This is a genomic window from Streptomyces chryseus (genome assembly GCF_014650755.1).
Taxonomy (GTDB): Bacteria; Actinomycetota; Actinomycetes; order Streptomycetales; family Streptomycetaceae; genus Streptomyces; species Streptomyces chryseus.
In genome coordinates, this window is record NZ_BMVO01000004.1 from 58,698 (window position 1) to 76,096 (window position 17,399).

Sequence of the window (17,399 nt, forward strand, 5' to 3'; positions counted from 1 at the left end):
TCGGTGTGCCCGCGGGGGGTCCGGGACGCCGTACGCAGGGCTGTGCGCCTGCCTCACACCCGGGAGGCCGCCTGGAGCTCGGCGCGCGGCGCGGTGCCCACACCGTCGGCGGTGAGCAGGTCGTACGTCTCGGTCAGACGCAGAAGCCCGGCCGGTTGCTCCCCCAGACCGGACAGCACCAGGTGTCCGGCTTCCTCGCGCATGCGGCGGCGCAGGCGCAGAAGGAGGTTGAGCCCGCTGGAGTCCATGAAGGACACCCCCACGAGGTCCACATGCAGCGCCTTGCCGCCGAGCGGGACGACGACGGTGGCTTCTTCGACCGCGGGGACGGTCGACATGTCCAACTCCCCGGCCACGGTGACGCGTGTCAGGTCGGGACGCTGTTCGACGGTTACGGTGAAATCCTTCACGGTTCGCCCCTCAATCCAGGGGTCGAGCCCATCACGGCGGCCGGCAGAGCGGCGGCGCCGTCAAGCGCGCGGCGTGGGCCGCGCACAGCCGAGTAAGACCACCCGTACCGCGCCCCGGCCACACAGTGACCACAAGGGCGGCGCGGGGCCTCCCACCAGACCAGGCTGGCGTCCCCTCACCCTCGCACACAACCGTTGCCCTCTGTCAACTCTTGCCGGAAGTGGTGGGGGGCCGGGCTCCTGCTGCCCGGTGCTACCAGGGCAGGAAGACGTGCACCGTCTTGCCTTCGGCCTCGGGCACCGAAATGGTCTGTTCGGCGAGCGTGTTGATGAGGTGCCAGCCCACGCCGCCGCGCCCGGCGAGGGAGACGGGGCGCGGCCGCGGTGGCGCCGGATTGGTGTCGGCGAGGGCGACGCGCAGCGTTCCCCCCATCACCATGCCCAGGGTGAGCACGAAGGGGCCGGGCGCGAAGGCGAAGGCGTTGGAGGCAAGTTCCGTGACGACGAGCAGCGCGTCGTCGTGCGCGTCCGGCGCCGCCGGCGGGTGCAGGCGGGCGAGTTCGTAGAGAAAGTCGGAGGCCCGGTCGCGGGCCGCTGTCACATCGCTCAGCACACCGTCGAACCGCCAGCTCTGTTCGACGGTGACAGCGGTCAGCAGTCCCTCTTCCGCATCATCCGGTTCGGCAGCCACATCTGCTCCTTCGTTCCTTGAAACGTGGAGTACTAGCGGCTTCCCGATCTTCCGGCACTCATGCGGCATCACGGCCTTCGTCACCCCAGATCAGCAGCACCGCCTCACCCCTTGCGCCTCCCGCACCCCCGGTAGCGGAATGATGAACACCGCGTGGCCTCGGTGCGACGGAAAGGAAACGGGATCGTAGGCGCAAACCCCCGCCCGTGGACCGACGTTGACACTCTCCGTGTCCGGAAGCTAACTTCACGGCGTCGTCGCCACACCAGGAGCACGAGGCTCCTTTGGGACTAGCGACGCGAAGGACCCCTTCCAGTTGACGACTGAGACCGTCTTCGAAAGCCAGCCCTTCACACCGCCCGCGTCGCCCACCGGGCTGTTCCAGATCCAGCCCTATACCGCCCACTGCCAGGTGATCTGCGCCGAGGGCGCCCACGCGGTCATCGGCGTTTCGCCCGGCAACAGTTACTTCTCCGCCCAGCGCGTCATCGATCTGGCCCGCTGGGGCATCGAGCACTTCCACCGGGTCGACTTCGTCTACACCGATCTCCACGTGGCCGAAATGTACGAGGCGTCCGGCTATCCCGCCGACGACGCCCGGCGCAAGGCCGTGAAGAACCTTCGCGGCGTACGGGCCAAGGTGTCCAACGCCGTGCAGACCGTCGATCCCGACGGCGTCCGGCTGCGCGCCCACCCCATGTCGGTGTTCACCACCAACGCGGCGTACCGCGACATCCACGACCACCTCCAGAACCGCCTGCGGACCGACGCGGACTTCCGCGCCACGTGCGAAGCGCTCGTCGACGCCTTCCTTTCCTCCAAGGTCCTGGACGGGAAAGCCGCCACCGAGCGGCAGCGCGCGGTGTGCCTGGAGTACGTCTGCGCCGAAGCGCCGCTGTTCCTCGACACCCCCGCCATCCTCGGCGTCCCGTCGTCGCTCAACTGCTACCACCAGCTTCTGCCGATGGCCGAGCTGCTCTACTCGCGCGGCTCAGGCCTGCGCGCCTCCCGCAACCAGGGACACGCCATCGTCACCCCCGCACAAGGAGAATCCGATGTCCGTTGAGACGCTGCCCGACGAGCTGATCGACTTCCCGTTCTCCTGGCGCGGCGACCACCTGCCCGACGAGATAGAGGTGTTGCGCAGGGAACCCGTCAAGCGGGTGCGGACGATCGCCGGCGACGAGGCATGGCTGGTCTCGTCCCACGCGCTGTGCAGACAGGTCCTGGAGGACCGGCGGTTCAGCCTGAAGGACACCTCCGCCCCGGGTGTGCCGCGCCAGTACGCCCTGACCATCCCGCCCGAGGTCGTCAACAACATGGGCAACATCACCGGGGCCGGGCTGCGCAAAGCGGTGCTCAAGGCGCTGAACCCGAAGGCCCCGGGCCTGGTCGAGTGGATGCGGTCGCAGGCGGCCGAGCTGGTCGACGGCCTCATGGCCGAGGGCGCGCCGGCCGACCTGCGCGGGCAGTTCGCCGACCCGTACTCGGCGGGCATGCACTGCCACATCCTCGGCATCCCGAAGGCGGACGCCCCGCGCCTGACGCGGAGCCTGGACATCGCGTTCATGAACTCCGCGTGCCCCGTCAGCGGGGCGAAGCTGAACTGGGACCGCGACATCGCGTACATGGTGGAGCGCCTCGACGACCCGGCCACCACCGGGCTGATGGCCGAGCTGGCGGCCCTGCGCGAGGACCCGGAGTACGACCACCTCACCGACGAGATGCTGGCGACGGTCGGCGTCACCATGTTCGGCGCGGGCGTGATCTCCACCTCGGGCTTCCTCACCATGGCCCTCGTATCCCTGATCCAGCACCCGGAGCTGACGGCCGAACTGCTCGCCGACCCGGGCAAGATCCCGGCGGCCGTCGACGAGTTGCTGCGCATCAACCTGTCCATCGGCGACGGCCTTCCGCGCCTCGCGCTGGAGGACGTCACGCTCGGGGAGGTCGAGGTGAAGAAGGGGGAACTGGTCCTGGTCCTGGTCGAGGGCGCCAACTTCGACCCCGACGCGTTCGCCGACCCGCACAAGGTGGACCTGGCGCGGGAGAACAACACCGCGCACCTCTCCTTCGGGGGCGGGCAGCACTACTGCCCGGCGACCGCGCTGGGCAAGAGGCACGCGGAGATCGCCCTGGAGACGCTGCTGGAGAAGATGCCGGACTTCCAGCTGGCGGTCCCCGTCGAACAGCTCGTGTGGCGGACCCGGTTCATGAAGCGGATGCCTGAACGGCTTCCCGTCATGTGGTAGCCGGCCGGAACGGCCCGCGAGTGGCCGCTGCCCCACAAGGGCCGGCGGCCCTCGCCCCGGGACGGGCGCCGTGGTGGCGGGCGGTCGCTCAGTGGGGTTCGCCCTTCCCGGGGCGGTCCTCGGACTTCCCCTTCGCCTTCGCCTTCTCCTGCCGCTTGTCGCCGTCGTCGCGCGGCGCGGAGCCCGGCCGCGTGCCGGTGCGGGCGGCGTGTGTGCCGTCCCCTGCCGGTGTCCGTACGGCGGGCCTGGCGCCCGGCTCGCCCGGCGTCCACCGGGCCTCCCCCACCGGGGCGGCGGGCGCGGGCGAGTCGGAGGTCCGCGGGGCCGGTCCGGAGGGGGCCGCGGCGGGTCGCCGTCCCACCGCGCCGGTGCCCTCGGTGGGCGCGGTGGTGGCGGGCGGACGCTCGGTGGCGACGCGGGGCGGCGTGGAGCTGGAGCGTTCGGCTCGGTCTCCCGGGCCGTCCGACGCCACGAGCGTGGCACCGAGGACCGCCGTGAGCACCGCGGTGCCCGTGGCCGCCATCAGGTGACGGGCCCGGCCCCGCCCGTGAGGTTGCCGCGCGGGGGCCCGGGCCCCGGCGGTCCTCAGCGTGTCGAGGGCGGACGCGCCGCCGACGGGAGCGGGCACGGCGGCAGGGGTCGGCGCCACGAGGTCCGGCTCGTAGCCGAGCGCGGACAACACGTGCGCGCACTCCTCGGCGTCCGGACGGGCTTCCTCCTCCAGGGCGGTCATCGCCCGCAGGAGGCGGGCCAGGCCCTCGGGCACCGAGTCGGGTATCTCCGGCAGGCGGTGCAGACGCGCCAGGGCCGCCTCCAACGGAGCGCCGTGGTACTCGAGTTCTCCCTTGAGGCATTCGAGCAGCAGCAGCCCGAGGGCGTACACGTCGGCGGCCGGTCCCGCTCCCCTGCCCAGGACCTGCTCGGGCGCCAGGTACGCGGCGGTGCCTATCAGCGCGCCGGAGGCGGTGTTCCTGGTGGAGTTGATCAGCCGCGAGATGCCGAAATCGGTCAGATGCGGACGGCCGGCGTCGTCCAGCAGGACGTTCGAGGGCTTCACGTCCCGGTGCACGATGCCGGCGGCGTGCACATGAGCGAGAGCGTGGGCCAGGGCGGCGCCCAGCTCGGCGACGTACGCCGGTTCCAGCGGCCCGGTCGCCGCGCGCCGGCGGAGCGTCTGACCCGTCACCAGCTCCATCACGAGGTACCCGCAGTCCTTGTGCCGGCCCGTGTCGTACACGGTGACCAGCCCCGGGTGCTGCAGCCGGGCGAGCAGGACGGCCTCGTCGGCGAAGCGTTCCTCCATCTCCGGGTCGGCGCCGGGCCGGAAGACCTTGACGGCCACGGGGCGCCTGAGGCGCAGATCCAGCCCTTCGTAGACGTCGGCCACGCCTCCCGTGCCGATCTTCGTACCCAACCGGTAGCGACCGGCCACGACTTCGGCGGACATCCGGAACGCCGGAGGGAAAGGCGATTGGCGGACCCTCATCTGGTCTCCCGTACTGTCACCACGAGCAGGCATGGACATGGACAACGCTGTGGATCGCGTACCCCGTGTGCGGTGCACCATCCACCTCGAATCGTTCGCCCTCCTGCCCGCGCCGCCTCCCGGCCCTCGTCAGGGCGCGGTCGTCGCGTCCCCGGCGGGCGTGCCGGGACCGTCGGCGCGCCGCATGGTGGCGATCGCGGCGAGCACCACGGCCAGGGCCAGCACGAGGAGCCCCCGGAGCCACACCTGGGCCTCGATCTGTGTGGCGAGGACGACACAGGAGAGCGCGCCCAGTACGGGCAGCGCGGTCGGGGCCCGGAAGTGGTCCGCCCGTCCCCGGTCGCGGCGCAGTACGAGAACGGCCGCGTTGACGACGAGGAACACGACGAGCAGGAGCAGGACGAGGGTGGAGGCCAGGGTGGCGACACCGCCCGTGAGGGCGAGGAGGGCCGCCAGGGCGGTGGTGGCCGTGATCGCCACCCATGGGGTGCGGCGTCCCGGGAGCACCCGGGCCAGTGGGGCGGGCAGCAGTCCGTCGCGTGCCATGCCGTAGGCGAGCCGGGAGGACATGATGCCGGTGAGCAGCGCGCCGTTGGCGACGGCGACGAGCGCGATGGCGCTGAAGAGCCACGTCGGCACGCCCCCGGCCGCCCTGACGACTTCGAGCAGCGGTCCGCCGGACGCGGCGAGTCGCGCGGTCGGTACGGCCGCGGAGGCGGCGATGCCCACGAGCACGTACACGGCTCCTGCCGTTGCGAGCGCGCCGAACAGGGCGCGCGGGTAGGAACGCCGGGGGTCGCGGGTCTCCTCGGCGACGTTCACGGACGTCTCGAATCCGACGAAGGAGTAGTAGGCGAGTACGGAACCGCTCAGGACGGCGGCGGCGGCGCCCTTGTCCGGTGTGCCGAGCCGGGTGAGGCGCCCGAGGTCGCCGTCGCCGCGCAGGAGCAGCCACGCGCCGAGGGCGACGATGACGAGGAGGCCGCCGACCTCGATCACGGTGGCGACGACGTTGGCGCGGGTCGACTCCTTGATGCCCCTCGCGTTGATCAGTGCGAGCGCCAGGAGGAAGCCCACCGCGACGAGGCCGACGGGCAGTGTCACGAACTCCGTCAGGTAGTCGCCGGCGAAGCCGCGGGCGAGCGCCGCGACGGAGACGACACCGGCGGCGAGCATGCAGAACCCCGCGACGAAGCCGGCGAACGGCCCGAACGCCCGGGTGGCGTAGTGGGAGGCGCCGCCTGCTCTGGGGTACTTGGTCGCCAGCTCGGCGTAGGACGCGGCGGTCAGCAGGGCCAGCAGGAGGGCGACGAGGAGCGGCACCCAGACGGCCCCGCCCGAGTCGGCGGCGACCTCGCCCACCAGGACGTACACCCCGGCGCCGAGGACATCGCCCAGGATGAAGAAGTAGAGCAGCCCCGTGGTGAGGGTCTGCTTGAGGGCGGGGCCGGACTGGGCGGTGGGCGGCTGTTGCTCGACTGTCGACATGCCGCTTCATGTCCCCGGAATCGTCCCCTCCACGCACGGGTCCGGGTCCGGTGTCCGCGCTCGGCGGTACCGGCCGGCGAACTCCCGCAGCGGCTCCTCGTACCGGCCGCCGAAGTCCGCCCGCGTTACGGCGCGCTGCGGTCCGGGGCGGTCTCGTGCGCTGATCCGCCGCGGCCGCGCGCGGTGGCGGCGGCCGGCGGCCCCGGATTCACCTCCGTGCCATGGCGTGCGGCCACCGTTGCCGGGCAGCAGGGAAGAAAGCCTGTCGGCAGCCGTGCGACGAGGAAGCGGCCGATGTGGGCGGCAGGGCCGGAACGGAGTGTGTTTCATGGCGGTCGGTGTCCCCGCGAGCGGTTCCGCGCACGGTGGCGAGCGGAGCGCGTACGCCAGAGCCCTGGCCCGTACGCCGGTCGCCGTGTGGGAGGACGACCTCACCGACTGGGCGGCCGCGTTGACGTACTACGCGGTGCTGGCGGTCTTCCCGGCCCTCCTGGTGATCGTCTTCGCCATCGCGCTGCTCGGCACGGGCTCGCCCCAGGAGGTCATCGCACAGTTCGGCGCGTTCGTACCGCGCACGGCCCGCCCGGTGCTCGAACAGGCCCTGGGCACCCGGCCGCAGGGGGCTTCGGGTCCCTGGCTCCTGGTCGTGCTCACCGGCGGCGCGGCGCTGTGGTCGTCCTCCAGCTATCTGGCCGTGTTCCGGCGCGCGCTGCACGCGATGTACGGCGTCGCGGACTGCCGCCCGGCGTGGCGGACGCTGCCCGCCACGCTGCTCAGGGCCCTGACCGTCCTGGCGCTGCTGGTGAGCGGCGTGCTGACGCTGACCGCCACCGGACGGATCGCGCGTGCCATCGGCCGGGGGACGGGCACCGACCATCAGGCGGCGCTCGTGTGGGCGGGCTTGAAGTGGCCGCTGCTGTTCCTGGTGGTCGTCGCCCTGGTCCTGCTCCTCTTCCGGTCCGGGCCGTCCGAATCCCGGGGGCTGCGGCAGACCGTGGCGGGCGGGGCGCTGGCGGTGTTGCTGTGGCTGGTGGCCTCGGCGGGCTTCGCGTTCTACGCCTCGCACATCGCGACGTACAACCGCCTCTACGGTTCCCTGGCGGGTGTGGTGGCCTTCCTCGTCTGGCTGTGGGTGTCCCACGTCGTTCTGCTGGGCGGGGCGCAGTTCAACGCCGAACTCTCCCGGGACGGACGCCCGAAGAAGCCCGATCCCTGCTCGCCGCCGATGTGACGCTGTGTGATGCGCACGTCATCACGGTTCACCCGGCCGCGACGGGCAACACGGGGGGCATGACGACGGGTAGCGGCGCGGCCGCCGGACGGACCAGACCCCTGCTGCTGTTGCCACCCCTGTGGGCACTGATGGTGGGAGCGGGGCTGCTGATCACCGGCCCGGCCGCCACCTGGTGGCCCCTGTCGGCGGAGGGCGGTGTCAACGCCTGGTTCGCCGGGCATCGCACCGGAGCGGCCACGGCGGTGTCCGAGTGGCTGACACTCGTCGCCTCCACCGAAAGCGTCATCGGCGTCACTGTCGTCTGCGTCCTCGCGCTGGTCGCGCTGCCGCGTGTGCCCCGGTGGCGGGAGGCGGTGTTCCTCGGCGGGTCGGTAGCGGCGCAGTCGGCGCTCTTCCTGCTCATCACCCTGTGCGTCCAGCGGCCGCGCCCCGTCGTGTCCCACCTCGATCCGGCCCCGCCGACCTCCAGCTTCCCCTCCGGCCACGTGGGAGCGTCGGTCGCCCTCTACGGCGGGCTGGCCGCGCTCGCGGTCACCCGGCTGCGCGGCCCCTGGCGGTACGTCGCCGCGGCGGCGCTGCTGGTGGTTCCGCCGGCCGTGGCCGTGTCCCGCCTGTACCGGGGGATGCACCATCCGAGCGACGTGGTGGGCGGCCTGGTCAACGGCGCGTGCGCCCTGCTCGTCATCGGGGCCGCGCTGCTGGCGTCGCGCGGGCGTCCCGCCCCCGCGCCCACCGTCCGTGAGGGCGGCCGCCTGCCCCTTCCCCGGCCCGCCGAGGGCGCGGTCGCCGATGCCCCGGTCGCCCGCCGCGTCGTCGTGGTGCGCCATCCGCTGGCCTGCACCGAGAAGGTGGCGCACCAGGTGCGCGACATCCTGGTCCGTCACGGCTGCACCGACGTGCGGTGGACGTCGACGACGGCCGAACGCCCCTGCGGCGACCTCGCCGCGTACACGGCGGCCGGACGGGTGGACCTGGTCGTGGTGTGCGGAGGAGACGGCACGGTACGCGCCTGCGCGGACGCGTTGGCCGGCAGCGGCACCGCCCTGGCGGTCGTCCCGTGCGGTACGGGCAATCTGCTCGCACGCAACCTCGGGTTGCCCGTGCGGCCCGCCGCGGCCCTGGAGGAGGCACTGCGCGGGGACCCCGTCCGTATCGACGTGGGGCGGGTGAGCGGCGACGGTCTGGCACCGACCCGTTTCACCGTCATGGCCGGCGCCGGATTCGACGCGGTGATGGTGCGGGACGCCTCACCACGGCTCAAGACATCGCTGGGGTGGCTCGCGTACGTCGTCTCGGCCGTCCGCCACCTCGGGGATCCCCCGATGCGGTTGACGATCCGGCTCGACACCGGCGATGTCCGCCGCCGCCGCGCGCGCATGGTCGTCGTCGGCAACGTCGGCTCCCTGCAGGGCGGCGTACCGCTCCTTCCGGACGCCCGGCCCGACAGCGGGCGGCTGGAGGTCGTCCTGCTCGATCCCCGCGGTGGCGCCGGGTGGCTCGCCGTGGCGGCGCACCTCCTGCGCGGCATGACGCGCGGTCGTTCCGGACGCCCGGCCGTGGTGTCGACGTCAGCCGGGACGCCCCCGGCCGCCGGGACGACGGAACGGCTCAGGGCGCGCGGCGCCCTGGAGTACTTCAGCGCGGCCCGGGTCGACATCCGCTTCGCCGAGCCACAGGCCCGCGAGGTCGACGGCGACTGCGCCGTCGAGGGCACGCGACTGGTCGCGGAGGTGGAACCGGGCGCGCTGCTGGTCCAGTTGCCCCGGAGCAGGCAGCCCGCCCTCGCCCCGGCCTCGGCGCCCGACCGCTCGGGCCCGCGTCCCGGACCGTCACCCGCACCCGCACCCGCCGCCGCACCCGCTGACGACGAGCACGGCGACCGGCACGACGGGCCTGCGGCGCCCGTACGTCCGGGGCGAGCGACACCGGCCGCGCCGGCGCCGCTCGGCCGGACCCGTGACGTTCTCTGAGAGGAGGCGCACCGCGCCATGGCACGACGACCCGAGGACCGGCGCCCCGCCGGCCCGCGACGACGCGTCGCACCGCTGATCTCCCGCCACTGGGGGCCGGACGTCACCTTCGGCATGAGGCTGGTCGGCACCGCCGTCGTCACCGTGGTGGCGGCCATGCCGGCGGCCCTGGCGCTGGTGCTGGTCGAGGCCCAGTGGGCGCCGTTGCGACGGCTCGACCGCGGCGCGGCCGCGGCGCTGCACCGACAGGCGCTCGAACATCCGGGCCTGGTACGCGTCCTCCACTTCCTCACGGACGTCGTGTGGGGGCCCGTGACGATGCGTCTGCTGGTGGCCGCGCTCGTCGTGTGGCTGCTGAGCCGCCGCGCCTGGCGGCTGGCGGCCTGGGCGGCGGTCACCGCGCTGGCCGGCGGTTGCGCCGGTCTGCTGGCGAAGAACGTCGTGGAACGTGCCCGTCCGCACCTGCCGGACCCGGTGGCGCACAGTCCCGGCTTCTCGTTCCCCTCCGGGCACGCGATGACGGCGACGACGTCCTGCGCCGTCCTGCTGCTGGTCCTTCTTCCGCTGGTGCCCCGGCGCCGGCGCCCGGTGGCCTGGACTCTCGCGGTCGTCCCGGTCCTGGGCGTCGGCGGTACGCGGGTGGCGTTGGGGGTCCACTGGGTCAGCGACGTGATCGGCGGCTGGTTCCTCGGACTCGCCGTGGTCACCGCCACGGCCCTCGCCTTCGAGGCCTGGCGTGCGGACACGGGGCGTCCGCTCACGACGCCGGCCCAGGGCTTGGAGCCGGAGATCGCCGACGCGGACCGTCCCGTCGCGCACGAGGCGCGGACCCAGGCGCTGTGATCGCGGCCGGGCGGGGCGGCGCGGCCACTTCATGAAGTCCGTCGGGCCGTGCGAGCTCCTTCGCCTTCAGGCGTGAAACCCGGGCCAAGATTCTTTTCGCGAGCCGGCCCCGCACCGCCGACCACCGCCGACCGTCAATTCGCCGTCCGAGCAGGCGGGTCCCGGACGAGCGAGGGTCGATCCGATGTCGTCGGGCCGCAACAGCGGTGCCCGGTGTACGGATTGACGCACGCGCCACGCGGGGCCGGGAGTGGCAGCGCGGTCGGAGCCAGGTGTCGGCCGCAGCCGCCCCGGACTGCGTACCGCATTCGATTTCCGCTTCCGGCACTGATTTCCGGGGCACAGGACCGACGAATTGCAGAACCCTCGTTCCGCACATGCGATTGCGCCGCGAGAAATGCTCCGCAGGGCGACATCGGCGCACAAACCAAGGGCTTGCCAGGCCGCGAAATGCGGAAGAAACTGTTGTCGCGGTGTTGCTTTTCGATCTACACTGCGCCGGCCCTCACCCCCGAAGGGAAATCCTCCGTGAACGTGAACGCAGAAATGACGATCCAGGGCAGCACGCACCTGAGCTGGGCACGCGTCATCCAGGTCGTCGTCATCACCATCCTGATCGTCCTGGCCCTGGTGAACAAAGGAGTCACGCCTCTGATCTGATCTCACCGATCAGGTGGTTCCATGCGCTTGAGGGGTTGCCCGTTGCAGCGGGCGGCCCCTCAAGTCTTTGTTGTGCGCGCATCGAGCATAGCGCTCGACAAACTTCGGGGAAACCCTCGCTCGGGAATTAGTGTGAAACCGATCGGTAAGCAGCTCCCGCGACTCGCGGCGTCGGTAATTCGAAGGAAGCTTTCATATACATGCCTCCGCCGACAGGGCGTGGGAGCGCGCTCACGATCGGCTTCCGCGCGATATCCGCAGGAACTCGCACCGAAATTGAACAACGAGCGGAACCGGGGAGCAGCTCGGGCCTTCATTCCGCAGAGCCGGGCCCGCCGCGGCGCGCTCAGAGCACCAGAACCCGTCGGAACGAGACGCGGTCGTCGGCTTCGTGACGCGTGACGGTCTCGCCGTCGATCTCCACCCAGGCGTGGAACCGGTACGGATCGTCGGCGCTGCCCAGGCACCAGTCGGCCGCGAGCCCGGCGAGCGCGAGCCCCAGCACCGTGCCGAGCGAGTGCTCCAGGCAGGCGGCCCGCCCGGGATACCCGTCCGCGACCCGGCGGACGACCGCGAGCATCGCCTCGGCCTGGTGCATCGTGGCCGGACGCAGGCGCGACCGCGGCCGCTTCAGTACGTCCACGGCCTGCGCGGGAACGCGGAAGGGGAGCCGCAACAGCACCAGCGCGAGGCACAGCCCGAGCCACCCGGCCGTCCTGAGCCACCGGACGCCGTCGGCCGGCGGCGCGCAGACCGCCTGCCCGTACGCCCTCCCCTCCCCCGCGTCCGGCCCCGCCCCCGCGTCAGGGGCCCGGTGCTTCTCGGTGGCGACGAGGCCGCGTTCGGCCAGGTCGCCGGCGAGCCTTTCGGCGTCCAGCCGTACGTGGTCGTACCGCACTCCGGGGAAGCGGTCGGCGACCGCCTGCACGCCCGTGTCGAAGTCACCGGTACGGCGCCACTCCTCCCAGAGGTCGCGCGCGGTGCCGTTCATCGCGTACCACTGCCCGGAACGGGCGTTGAAGAGCACGGTCCCGCCGTGCGGCGCCTCGCCGGCGTGGACGTGCGGGGGAATCCGGAGCTCGGTCACGAGCTGCCTCCATACTGCGAGTCGCCTGGCCACGACGTGTTCCTCAGCCACAACTCGACGCCGAGGAAGCGGTTCAGGGCGGGGAAGGGGGCGCGCAGCCCCATCAGGGCGCGGTCCAGTGAAGCCGTGACCGCGCGCGGCTCGATGACACCGAGGGCGGCAAGCCGGGACGTACCGATGATGTCCCGCAGCGTCCCGGCGGCACGCCGGGCTCCCTGGTAGTCCTCGTCGGAGTAGTCGCCCTTCGTCCGCCGGGCCAGCACGGGGGCGGGTACGACGCCCGCCAGCGCCGAGCCGAGCAGCGGTTTGAGGGCCGGTGGGCGGCTGCGGCGGTGGGCCGGCAGCAGCAGGCAGGCCCGGACGACGTCGTTGTCGAGGAAGGGGGCTTGTGGCCAGATGCCGAAGGGGGCTGCCAGGTGGGCCAGTTGGCGTTGCGCCGAGGCCGACGCGCGCAGCTCGTGGAGGGTCGTGCGGAGGTCCGGCGGGCCGTCCGTCCGCCGCTCTCGCGCGCGTCGCCCGGAGGCCCGCGTACGGGCCAGTTCGGCGAGTTCCCCGCGCGCGGAGGGTGTGAGCCAAGCCGCCTCGGGGCCCGGAGGCACCCACCAGCTCAGCGTGTCCAGCCAGTGCGGGGCGCGCTCCCCCGGTGATTCCAGCCGTTCGGCCGTCCGCCGCAGGGCGGTTGCCACGGGGGTACGCGCCAGGTGGGCGGCCCTGCCGACGACGTGGAGGGGCGAGGAGTGGCGCGCTCGCGCCAGCTGGTGCCCGTCGCGGAACAGTCTGCGCAGTCCGCCCGGCCGCGCGAGGCCCGCCAGGTAGGAGGGCGGCGGGCTCAGGAGCGCGTCGCCGCCCTCGCCGCCGAGGTGGAGGTCGCCGCCGTGCGCGGCGATGCGCTCCAGGCGGAGCCGTGTACGGGCCGCGCCCACCGCCGCGGGGTTGGGTTCCCCGTCGCATTCCCCGTCGTGCAGGTCTTGGTAGGGCAGGGTGCCGGCGGTCGTCCCCGTGACCACTTCGAGGCGGAGCCGTTCGTCGAGCCGCGCGTAGCCGCGGGCGAACTCCAGGTCGTCGCAGGACGTGTCCGCCCGGTGATAGGTGAAAACGGGCAGCGGGTCGGTCCGGTGGCGCAACGACAGGAACGCCACCGAAGTGGAATCGAGTCCGCCGCTGAAGTCCGCGGTCAGTGTCCGCGCCCGCGCGGCGCGCAGCCCCACGGACTCGTCGAGCGCCGCCCCGAGCGCCTCGGCCGCCGTCGCCGCCGACGCGTCGTCCCGGGGCCGGAGGGTCTCGTACTCCCACTGGACGGCCTCGCCGTCGGCGGTGATGCGCAGGGCGTGTCCGCCGCCCAGCCGCTCGACACCGGCCACCACGGACCGGCTCTCGGGCAGCAGGGGTACGCCGGGGCAGAAGATCTGCGCGGCCAGGACCTGCGGGTCCGGGCGGCAACCGCCGCCGGCCGCGACCGCCGTGTCCATCGGCCGCGAACCGATCCAGGTGCGGCCGGAGCGCCGCCGGTAGTACAGCGGGTACTGCCCGGCCAGGTCGACGAACGCCGTGAGGTCGCCGGGGCGTACGACGACGCAGAGGTAACTGCCCGCCCAGCGGGTCAGGGTGGTGAGCCGGTCCGTGGCGAGCGCCCGCTCGGCGTCCGCCGCGAACTGCCGCTCCCCGGCGAGACACTGCCCGACGGTGATGACAGTGCCGCCCGCGCACCGGTGGCTGCGCAGTTCGCCTTCCCGCCAGTGACCGGTCACCCGCAGGAGAGGAGCGGATGGGCCCGCGGGGAGTGGGAAGCACCCGGTGAAGCCCGGGTGGAGCCGCCGGTCGGTGCTGTGGTCGGCCGCGGTCACGTCGATCACCAGTAGTAGTGGGAGTTGGCGTCGGCGGTGCCACTGCTGGAGCTTCCTAGGGTCACCTCCCGTACGTGACCGAGGTCGACCAGCACCGGCGGGGAGTAGGAGTCGTCGCGGTCGGGATCCGCCGCCGCGCCGTGTTCCTGGGCACCCGTATCGGAAACAGAGGGCCGGACCGCCGACCGGTGGGCGTATTTTCTCAGCAAGGTCATATATCCACCTGATGTTGACTCAAAAGGCGCATGCAATTGCATGAACGAACACGTTTGGACAGAGTCTGCTATTCGACTTTAGCCGCACACCGGGTTTTCGCACCCCTGGCGTGGGCCACCATGGCAGGCGCGAGCGGCCGTTGTCCACGCGCGCCGGCAGGTGTCCGACCAGCGGAGGGGCGCCTCTCAGTGAAGAGCGTTCTGCCCGCGCGAAGTCCCTCGTCGCCAATTCGCAGAGCCGTCAGCCGACGGTACGGGCGGGGAGTTCAGCTCGTCGGTGCACGCCGTGCGGAACAGGAGCCGAGCTTCAATTCCCGCTCAGTCCTTGTCCACGTCCGTCCTCCGCAAGGAGGTCAGACCGAGCACCAGTGCCCCTTGCGCCTCCGACAGCGGATTCATCGCACTCAGCTTCAGGGCGAATTCGCTGTGCGGACCGACCGCACCCCGCAGCCCGAAGCGTGCCAGGGACTCCCGGCAGGGCTCCAGGACCAGGTTCTGCGCGGCGGCGAGCTGCCCGCCCAGGACGATCAGGTCCGGATTCAGGAGGTTGCAGACCAGCGCGAGGGCCTGGCCGAGCACACGCCCGGCGTCCCGCACCACCCGCTCGCACACCGCGTCGCCCGACTGGGCCCGCTCGATCAGGGAGGCGAGGGAGTACGGCACGTCGGCCACGCTGCCGGCCAGTGCCTCGCGGGCCTGACGGACGAGCGCGTCGGCACCGATGATCGTCTCCAGACAGCCACGGCCGCCGCACCGGCAGACCATGCCGTCCGGGTCGAGCACGAGATGCCCGATCTCGCCGGCCATTCCGTGGCCGCGAATGGGGTTGCTGCTGATGACGAGACCGGCGCCGATGCCGGTGGAGCCCTTGACGTAGACGACGATCTCGCAGTGGCCGTCCGTGCCGTACGTCTGCTCCGCCAGCGCGCCGAGGTTGGCGTCGTTGTCGAGCGCGCCCTGGACACGCAGCCACTGCCCCAGGTCGTCCGACGGCGCGTCCCCCTCGCTCCACGGGGGCAGGACGGGCGTACGGAACGTGCCGGTCCGGGGGTCGACCATCCTCGGGACCGCCACCCCGAGGGACACGACGTCCTCCAGTTCGCGGCCGGTCCTGGCGACCGCCTCCCGAACGGCCTGCTTCAGGGAGGGCATGATCTCGCCCAGCCCCCGGTTCGCACCGCTGCCCACGTGCTCCCAGTGCGTCTCGGTGACGGGGCGGTCGACCCGCCGGGCCACGACGGTCGCCTGGTTGAAGCCGAGGTGGACGCCGACCGCGACATTGCGCGTCGGGGCGAGGCAGACTCTCGTCCCGCGCCCGGGCTCCGAAACGAAGACCTTGGCCGTCTGCAACTCGCGGACGATGTTCGAAACGGTGGACTGGGCAAGTCCGGTGCGCCGGGCCAGACCGGCCTGACTGTCGCTCTTAATCATGACGGAGAGCAGGACATGCTTGAAGTTGATCGCTTTGGTTCCCCGGGCCGCGCTCAGGCGATCACGTAACTGGAGCATCGGACCCCCGCAATTCAGCGAATCAGTCCTCCGACATTAGCATGGTGATCTTCAAATTGAACGAGGGGTGTTTTCAAATGAATAGGAGTCAATAATTCCGCCACAGTCGTGAGATGCGCGGGGAAGCCGTTGCCCGTGAGGCCCCGCATTCGGGCCCGCACCCCGTTCACTTGACGAGGACGGCCCGCATGACCTCCCTGGCGATCGGGGAGCCGAGCTTGCCGCCGGAGATGTCGGCGCGTGAGATGTCCATGTCGGTCGGGTCGATGAAGACGGCCACCGCCACGGAGGCTCCGTCGGCGTTCTTCCCGTACGAGACGAACCAGCCGTACGGCACCTCGTCCTCGACGTCGACGCCGCGCTGCGCCGTTCCGGTCTTCCCGCCGACGGTGATCCCGTCGATCAGGGCCCCCTTCGCGCTGCCCTCGCGCGCGGTGAACTCCATCATCTCCCGCACACTCCTCGCGGTGTCCTCGGAGACCGCCCGGCTCTTGAGCTTCGGCTCGTGCTCCTCGACCGGCGAGAGTTCGGGGTCGACCAGCTTGTCGACGATGTACGGCTGCATCAGCTTGCCGTCGTTGGCGATGGCGGCCGTCACCATCGCCATCTGCAGGGGCGTGCTCGTCAGGCTGCCCTGCCCCATTCCGGTCAGCGCGGTCCCCGGCTTGTCGAGCCGGTCGGGGTAGAGGCTCTTGTACGCCAGCATGTCGCCGAAGTCCTCCGAGTAGACATCCGCGTTGAAGCCGAACTTCTCCGCCGTCTCCCGCATCTTGTCCGGGCCGATCCGGGACGCGGCGTCGAGGAAGACGTTGTTGCAGGAGAACTGCATGGCGGTCTTCAGCGAGGCCTTGGCGCACACCGCGTCGCCGGCCTCGCTGCCGATCTTGGAGGTGGAGAGCGGCAGGGGGTACGGGGACGGGGCCCCGGACGCCGCGTCGACGTCGGTGACCACGCCGTGCTCCAGCGCCGCGGCCGCCGTGAGGATCTTGAAGGTGGAGCCGGGCGGGAACGTCTCGCGCAGCGCCCGGTTCGCCAGCGGCTTGCTCTTGTCGGCGAGGAGCGCCTCGAACCTCTTGCTCTCCTTGAACGTCATCCCGGCGAACACGGACGGGTCGTACGAAGGCGCCGACGCCAGGGCGAGCACCTTGCCGGTGCTCGGCTCGAGGGCGACGACCGCGCCCCTGGCCCCGAGATCCGTCAGCCCTTTGTAGGCGGCCTTCTGCGCCTTGGGGTCGATGGTGGTGACGACGGACCCTCCGCGCAGCGGCTCCCCGGTCAGGACGCTCCGGGCCCGCTTGAACGCGAACCGGTCGTCCTGTCCGCTCAGGATCGAGTCGTACGTCTTCTCCAGCAGCGACATCCCTCGGGCCTGCGAGGCGAAGCCGGTGACCGGGGCGTACATCGGCCCGTCCGTGAAGGTCCGCTTGTACGTGAAGTCCTGGCCGGCGACTTCCTTCGAGCCGGTCACCGGCCGCCCCGCGACGATGATGTCCCCACGCGGTTCGGCGAACTGCGCTATCTGCACCCGCCGGTTGTTCTCGTGGTTGGCGAGCGTTTCCCCCTGGACGAACTGCACCCAGTTGATCCGCAGGAGCAGGGCCAGTATCAGCAGCCCACAGAAGATCGCCACGTGCCTCAGCGGCCTGTTCATTCGCTGCCCCACCCCTCCACGCCGCTCCACCGCATGCGTGCCCGACAAGATCCGTCCCC

15 protein-coding genes are annotated in these 17,399 nt (G+C 71.9%); 6 read left to right on the top strand and 9 right to left on the bottom strand.

The window, feature by feature from the left end; translation table 11 throughout:
• Window positions 1-53: 53 nt before the first annotated feature.
• Both IE185_RS09220 and IE185_RS09225 read right to left on the bottom strand, forming a co-directional pair.
• Window positions 54-410: an STAS domain-containing protein gene (locus IE185_RS09220; protein WP_138898485.1), complete on the bottom strand. Its 357-nt coding sequence runs from the start codon at window positions 408-410 to the stop codon at window positions 54-56.
• Between the two features lie 253 nt (window positions 411-663).
• Window positions 664-1,101 carry an ATP-binding protein gene (locus IE185_RS09225; protein WP_229843414.1) on the bottom strand — a complete coding sequence of 146 codons (438 nt, stop codon included), beginning with the start codon at window positions 1,099-1,101 and terminating at the stop codon, window positions 664-666.
• Between the two features lie 316 nt (window positions 1,102-1,417).
• Here IE185_RS09225 and IE185_RS09230 point away from each other — a divergent pair, with 316 nt between their 5' ends.
• Window positions 1,418-2,167: a cyclodityrosine synthase gene (locus tag IE185_RS09230; protein WP_138898484.1), complete on the top strand. Its 750-nt coding sequence runs from the start codon at window positions 1,418-1,420 to the stop codon at window positions 2,165-2,167.
• Window positions 2,157-3,353 carry a cytochrome P450 gene (locus IE185_RS09235; protein ID WP_138898483.1) on the top strand — a complete coding sequence of 399 codons (1,197 nt, stop codon included), beginning with the start codon at window positions 2,157-2,159 and terminating at the stop codon, window positions 3,351-3,353. Before IE185_RS09230 ends, IE185_RS09235 begins: the two co-directional genes overlap by 11 nt.
• 88 nt (window positions 3,354-3,441) lie before the next feature.
• On the opposite strand, the gene IE185_RS09240 is transcribed toward IE185_RS09235, so the two are convergent.
• Both IE185_RS09240 and IE185_RS09245 read right to left on the bottom strand, forming a co-directional pair.
• A complete protein-coding gene (locus IE185_RS09240) occupies window positions 3,442-4,800 on the bottom strand; it encodes a serine/threonine protein kinase (RefSeq protein ID WP_229843415.1) in 1,359 nt (452 codons plus the stop codon).
• A gap of 168 nt (window positions 4,801-4,968) precedes the next feature.
• A complete protein-coding gene (locus IE185_RS09245; protein WP_138898433.1) occupies window positions 4,969-6,327 on the bottom strand; it encodes an APC family permease in 1,359 nt (452 codons plus the stop codon).
• Between the two features lie 328 nt (window positions 6,328-6,655).
• Here IE185_RS09245 and IE185_RS09250 point away from each other — a divergent pair, with 328 nt between their 5' ends.
• From IE185_RS09250 to IE185_RS33630, 4 genes are all read left to right on the top strand, one after another.
• Window positions 6,656-7,558, top strand: coding sequence for a YihY/virulence factor BrkB family protein (locus IE185_RS09250; RefSeq protein ID WP_138898432.1), 903 nt, complete (start codon window positions 6,656-6,658; stop codon window positions 7,556-7,558).
• Between the two features lie 59 nt (window positions 7,559-7,617).
• Window positions 7,618-9,531 carry a bifunctional phosphatase PAP2/diacylglycerol kinase family protein gene (locus IE185_RS09255; RefSeq protein ID WP_229843416.1) on the top strand — a complete coding sequence of 638 codons (1,914 nt, stop codon included), beginning with the start codon at window positions 7,618-7,620 and terminating at the stop codon, window positions 9,529-9,531.
• Window positions 9,532-9,645: 114 nt separating this feature from the next.
• Window positions 9,646-10,374 (top strand): phosphatase PAP2 family protein, encoded by a 729-nt coding sequence (locus IE185_RS09260; protein WP_229843437.1) that lies wholly within the window; start codon window positions 9,646-9,648, stop codon window positions 10,372-10,374.
• A 528-nt stretch (window positions 10,375-10,902) separates the two neighbouring features.
• The gene (locus IE185_RS33630; protein ID WP_268246659.1) at window positions 10,903-11,034 is read left to right on the top strand and encodes a hypothetical protein; all 132 of its coding nucleotides are present in this window, start codon (window positions 10,903-10,905) and stop codon (window positions 11,032-11,034) included.
• A gap of 346 nt (window positions 11,035-11,380) precedes the next feature.
• On the opposite strand, the gene IE185_RS09265 is transcribed toward IE185_RS33630, so the two are convergent.
• The 5 genes from IE185_RS09265 to IE185_RS09285 all read right to left on the bottom strand — a co-directional run bounded on the left by IE185_RS09265 (window position 11,381) and on the right by IE185_RS09285 (window position 17,340).
• Window positions 11,381-12,121, bottom strand: coding sequence for a lasso peptide biosynthesis B2 protein (locus tag IE185_RS09265; RefSeq protein ID WP_189714972.1), 741 nt, complete (start codon window positions 12,119-12,121; stop codon window positions 11,381-11,383).
• The gene (locus tag IE185_RS09270; RefSeq protein ID WP_170198336.1) at window positions 12,118-13,974 is read right to left on the bottom strand and encodes an albusnodin/ikarugamycin family macrolactam cyclase; all 1,857 of its coding nucleotides are present in this window, start codon (window positions 13,972-13,974) and stop codon (window positions 12,118-12,120) included. The genes IE185_RS09265 and IE185_RS09270 overlap by 4 nt, the downstream gene beginning before the upstream one ends.
• Complete coding sequence (locus IE185_RS09275; protein ID WP_138896567.1) at window positions 13,971-14,180, bottom strand: lasso RiPP family leader peptide-containing protein; 210 nt, start codon at window positions 14,178-14,180, stop codon at window positions 13,971-13,973. The genes IE185_RS09270 and IE185_RS09275 overlap by 4 nt, the downstream gene beginning before the upstream one ends.
• A 318-nt stretch (window positions 14,181-14,498) precedes the next feature.
• Window positions 14,499-15,611, bottom strand: a complete 1,113-nt coding sequence (locus tag IE185_RS09280; protein ID WP_211362573.1) for an ROK family protein — start codon at window positions 15,609-15,611, stop codon at window positions 14,499-14,501.
• Between the two features lie 244 nt (window positions 15,612-15,855).
• On the bottom strand, window positions 15,856-17,340 hold the full coding sequence (locus IE185_RS09285) for a peptidoglycan D,D-transpeptidase FtsI family protein (protein WP_138896569.1): 1,485 nt from the start codon (window positions 17,338-17,340) through the stop codon (window positions 15,856-15,858).
• Window positions 17,341-17,399 lie beyond the last annotated feature (59 nt).

Coding starts and splice junctions, on each gene's coding strand:
- IE185_RS09235 (WP_138898483.1), top strand. CDS start 2,157: ATGTCCGTTGAGACGCTGCCCGACGAGCTGATCGACTTCCCGTTCTCC.
- IE185_RS09240 (WP_229843415.1), bottom strand. CDS start 4,800: ATGTCCGCCGAAGTCGTGGCCGGTCGCTACCGGTTGGGTACGAAGATC.
- IE185_RS09245 (WP_138898433.1), bottom strand. CDS start 6,327: ATGTCGACAGTCGAGCAACAGCCGCCCACCGCCCAGTCCGGCCCCGCC.
- IE185_RS09250 (WP_138898432.1), top strand. CDS start 6,656: ATGGCGGTCGGTGTCCCCGCGAGCGGTTCCGCGCACGGTGGCGAGCGG.
- IE185_RS09255 (WP_229843416.1), top strand. CDS start 7,618: ATGACGACGGGTAGCGGCGCGGCCGCCGGACGGACCAGACCCCTGCTG.
- IE185_RS09260 (WP_229843437.1), top strand. CDS start 9,646: ATGAGGCTGGTCGGCACCGCCGTCGTCACCGTGGTGGCGGCCATGCCG.
- IE185_RS09275 (WP_138896567.1), bottom strand. CDS start 14,180: ATGACCTTGCTGAGAAAATACGCCCACCGGTCGGCGGTCCGGCCCTCT.
- IE185_RS09280 (WP_211362573.1), bottom strand. CDS start 15,611: ATGATTAAGAGCGACAGTCAGGCCGGTCTGGCCCGGCGCACCGGACTT.
- IE185_RS09285 (WP_138896569.1), bottom strand. CDS start 17,340: ATGAACAGGCCGCTGAGGCACGTGGCGATCTTCTGTGGGCTGCTGATA.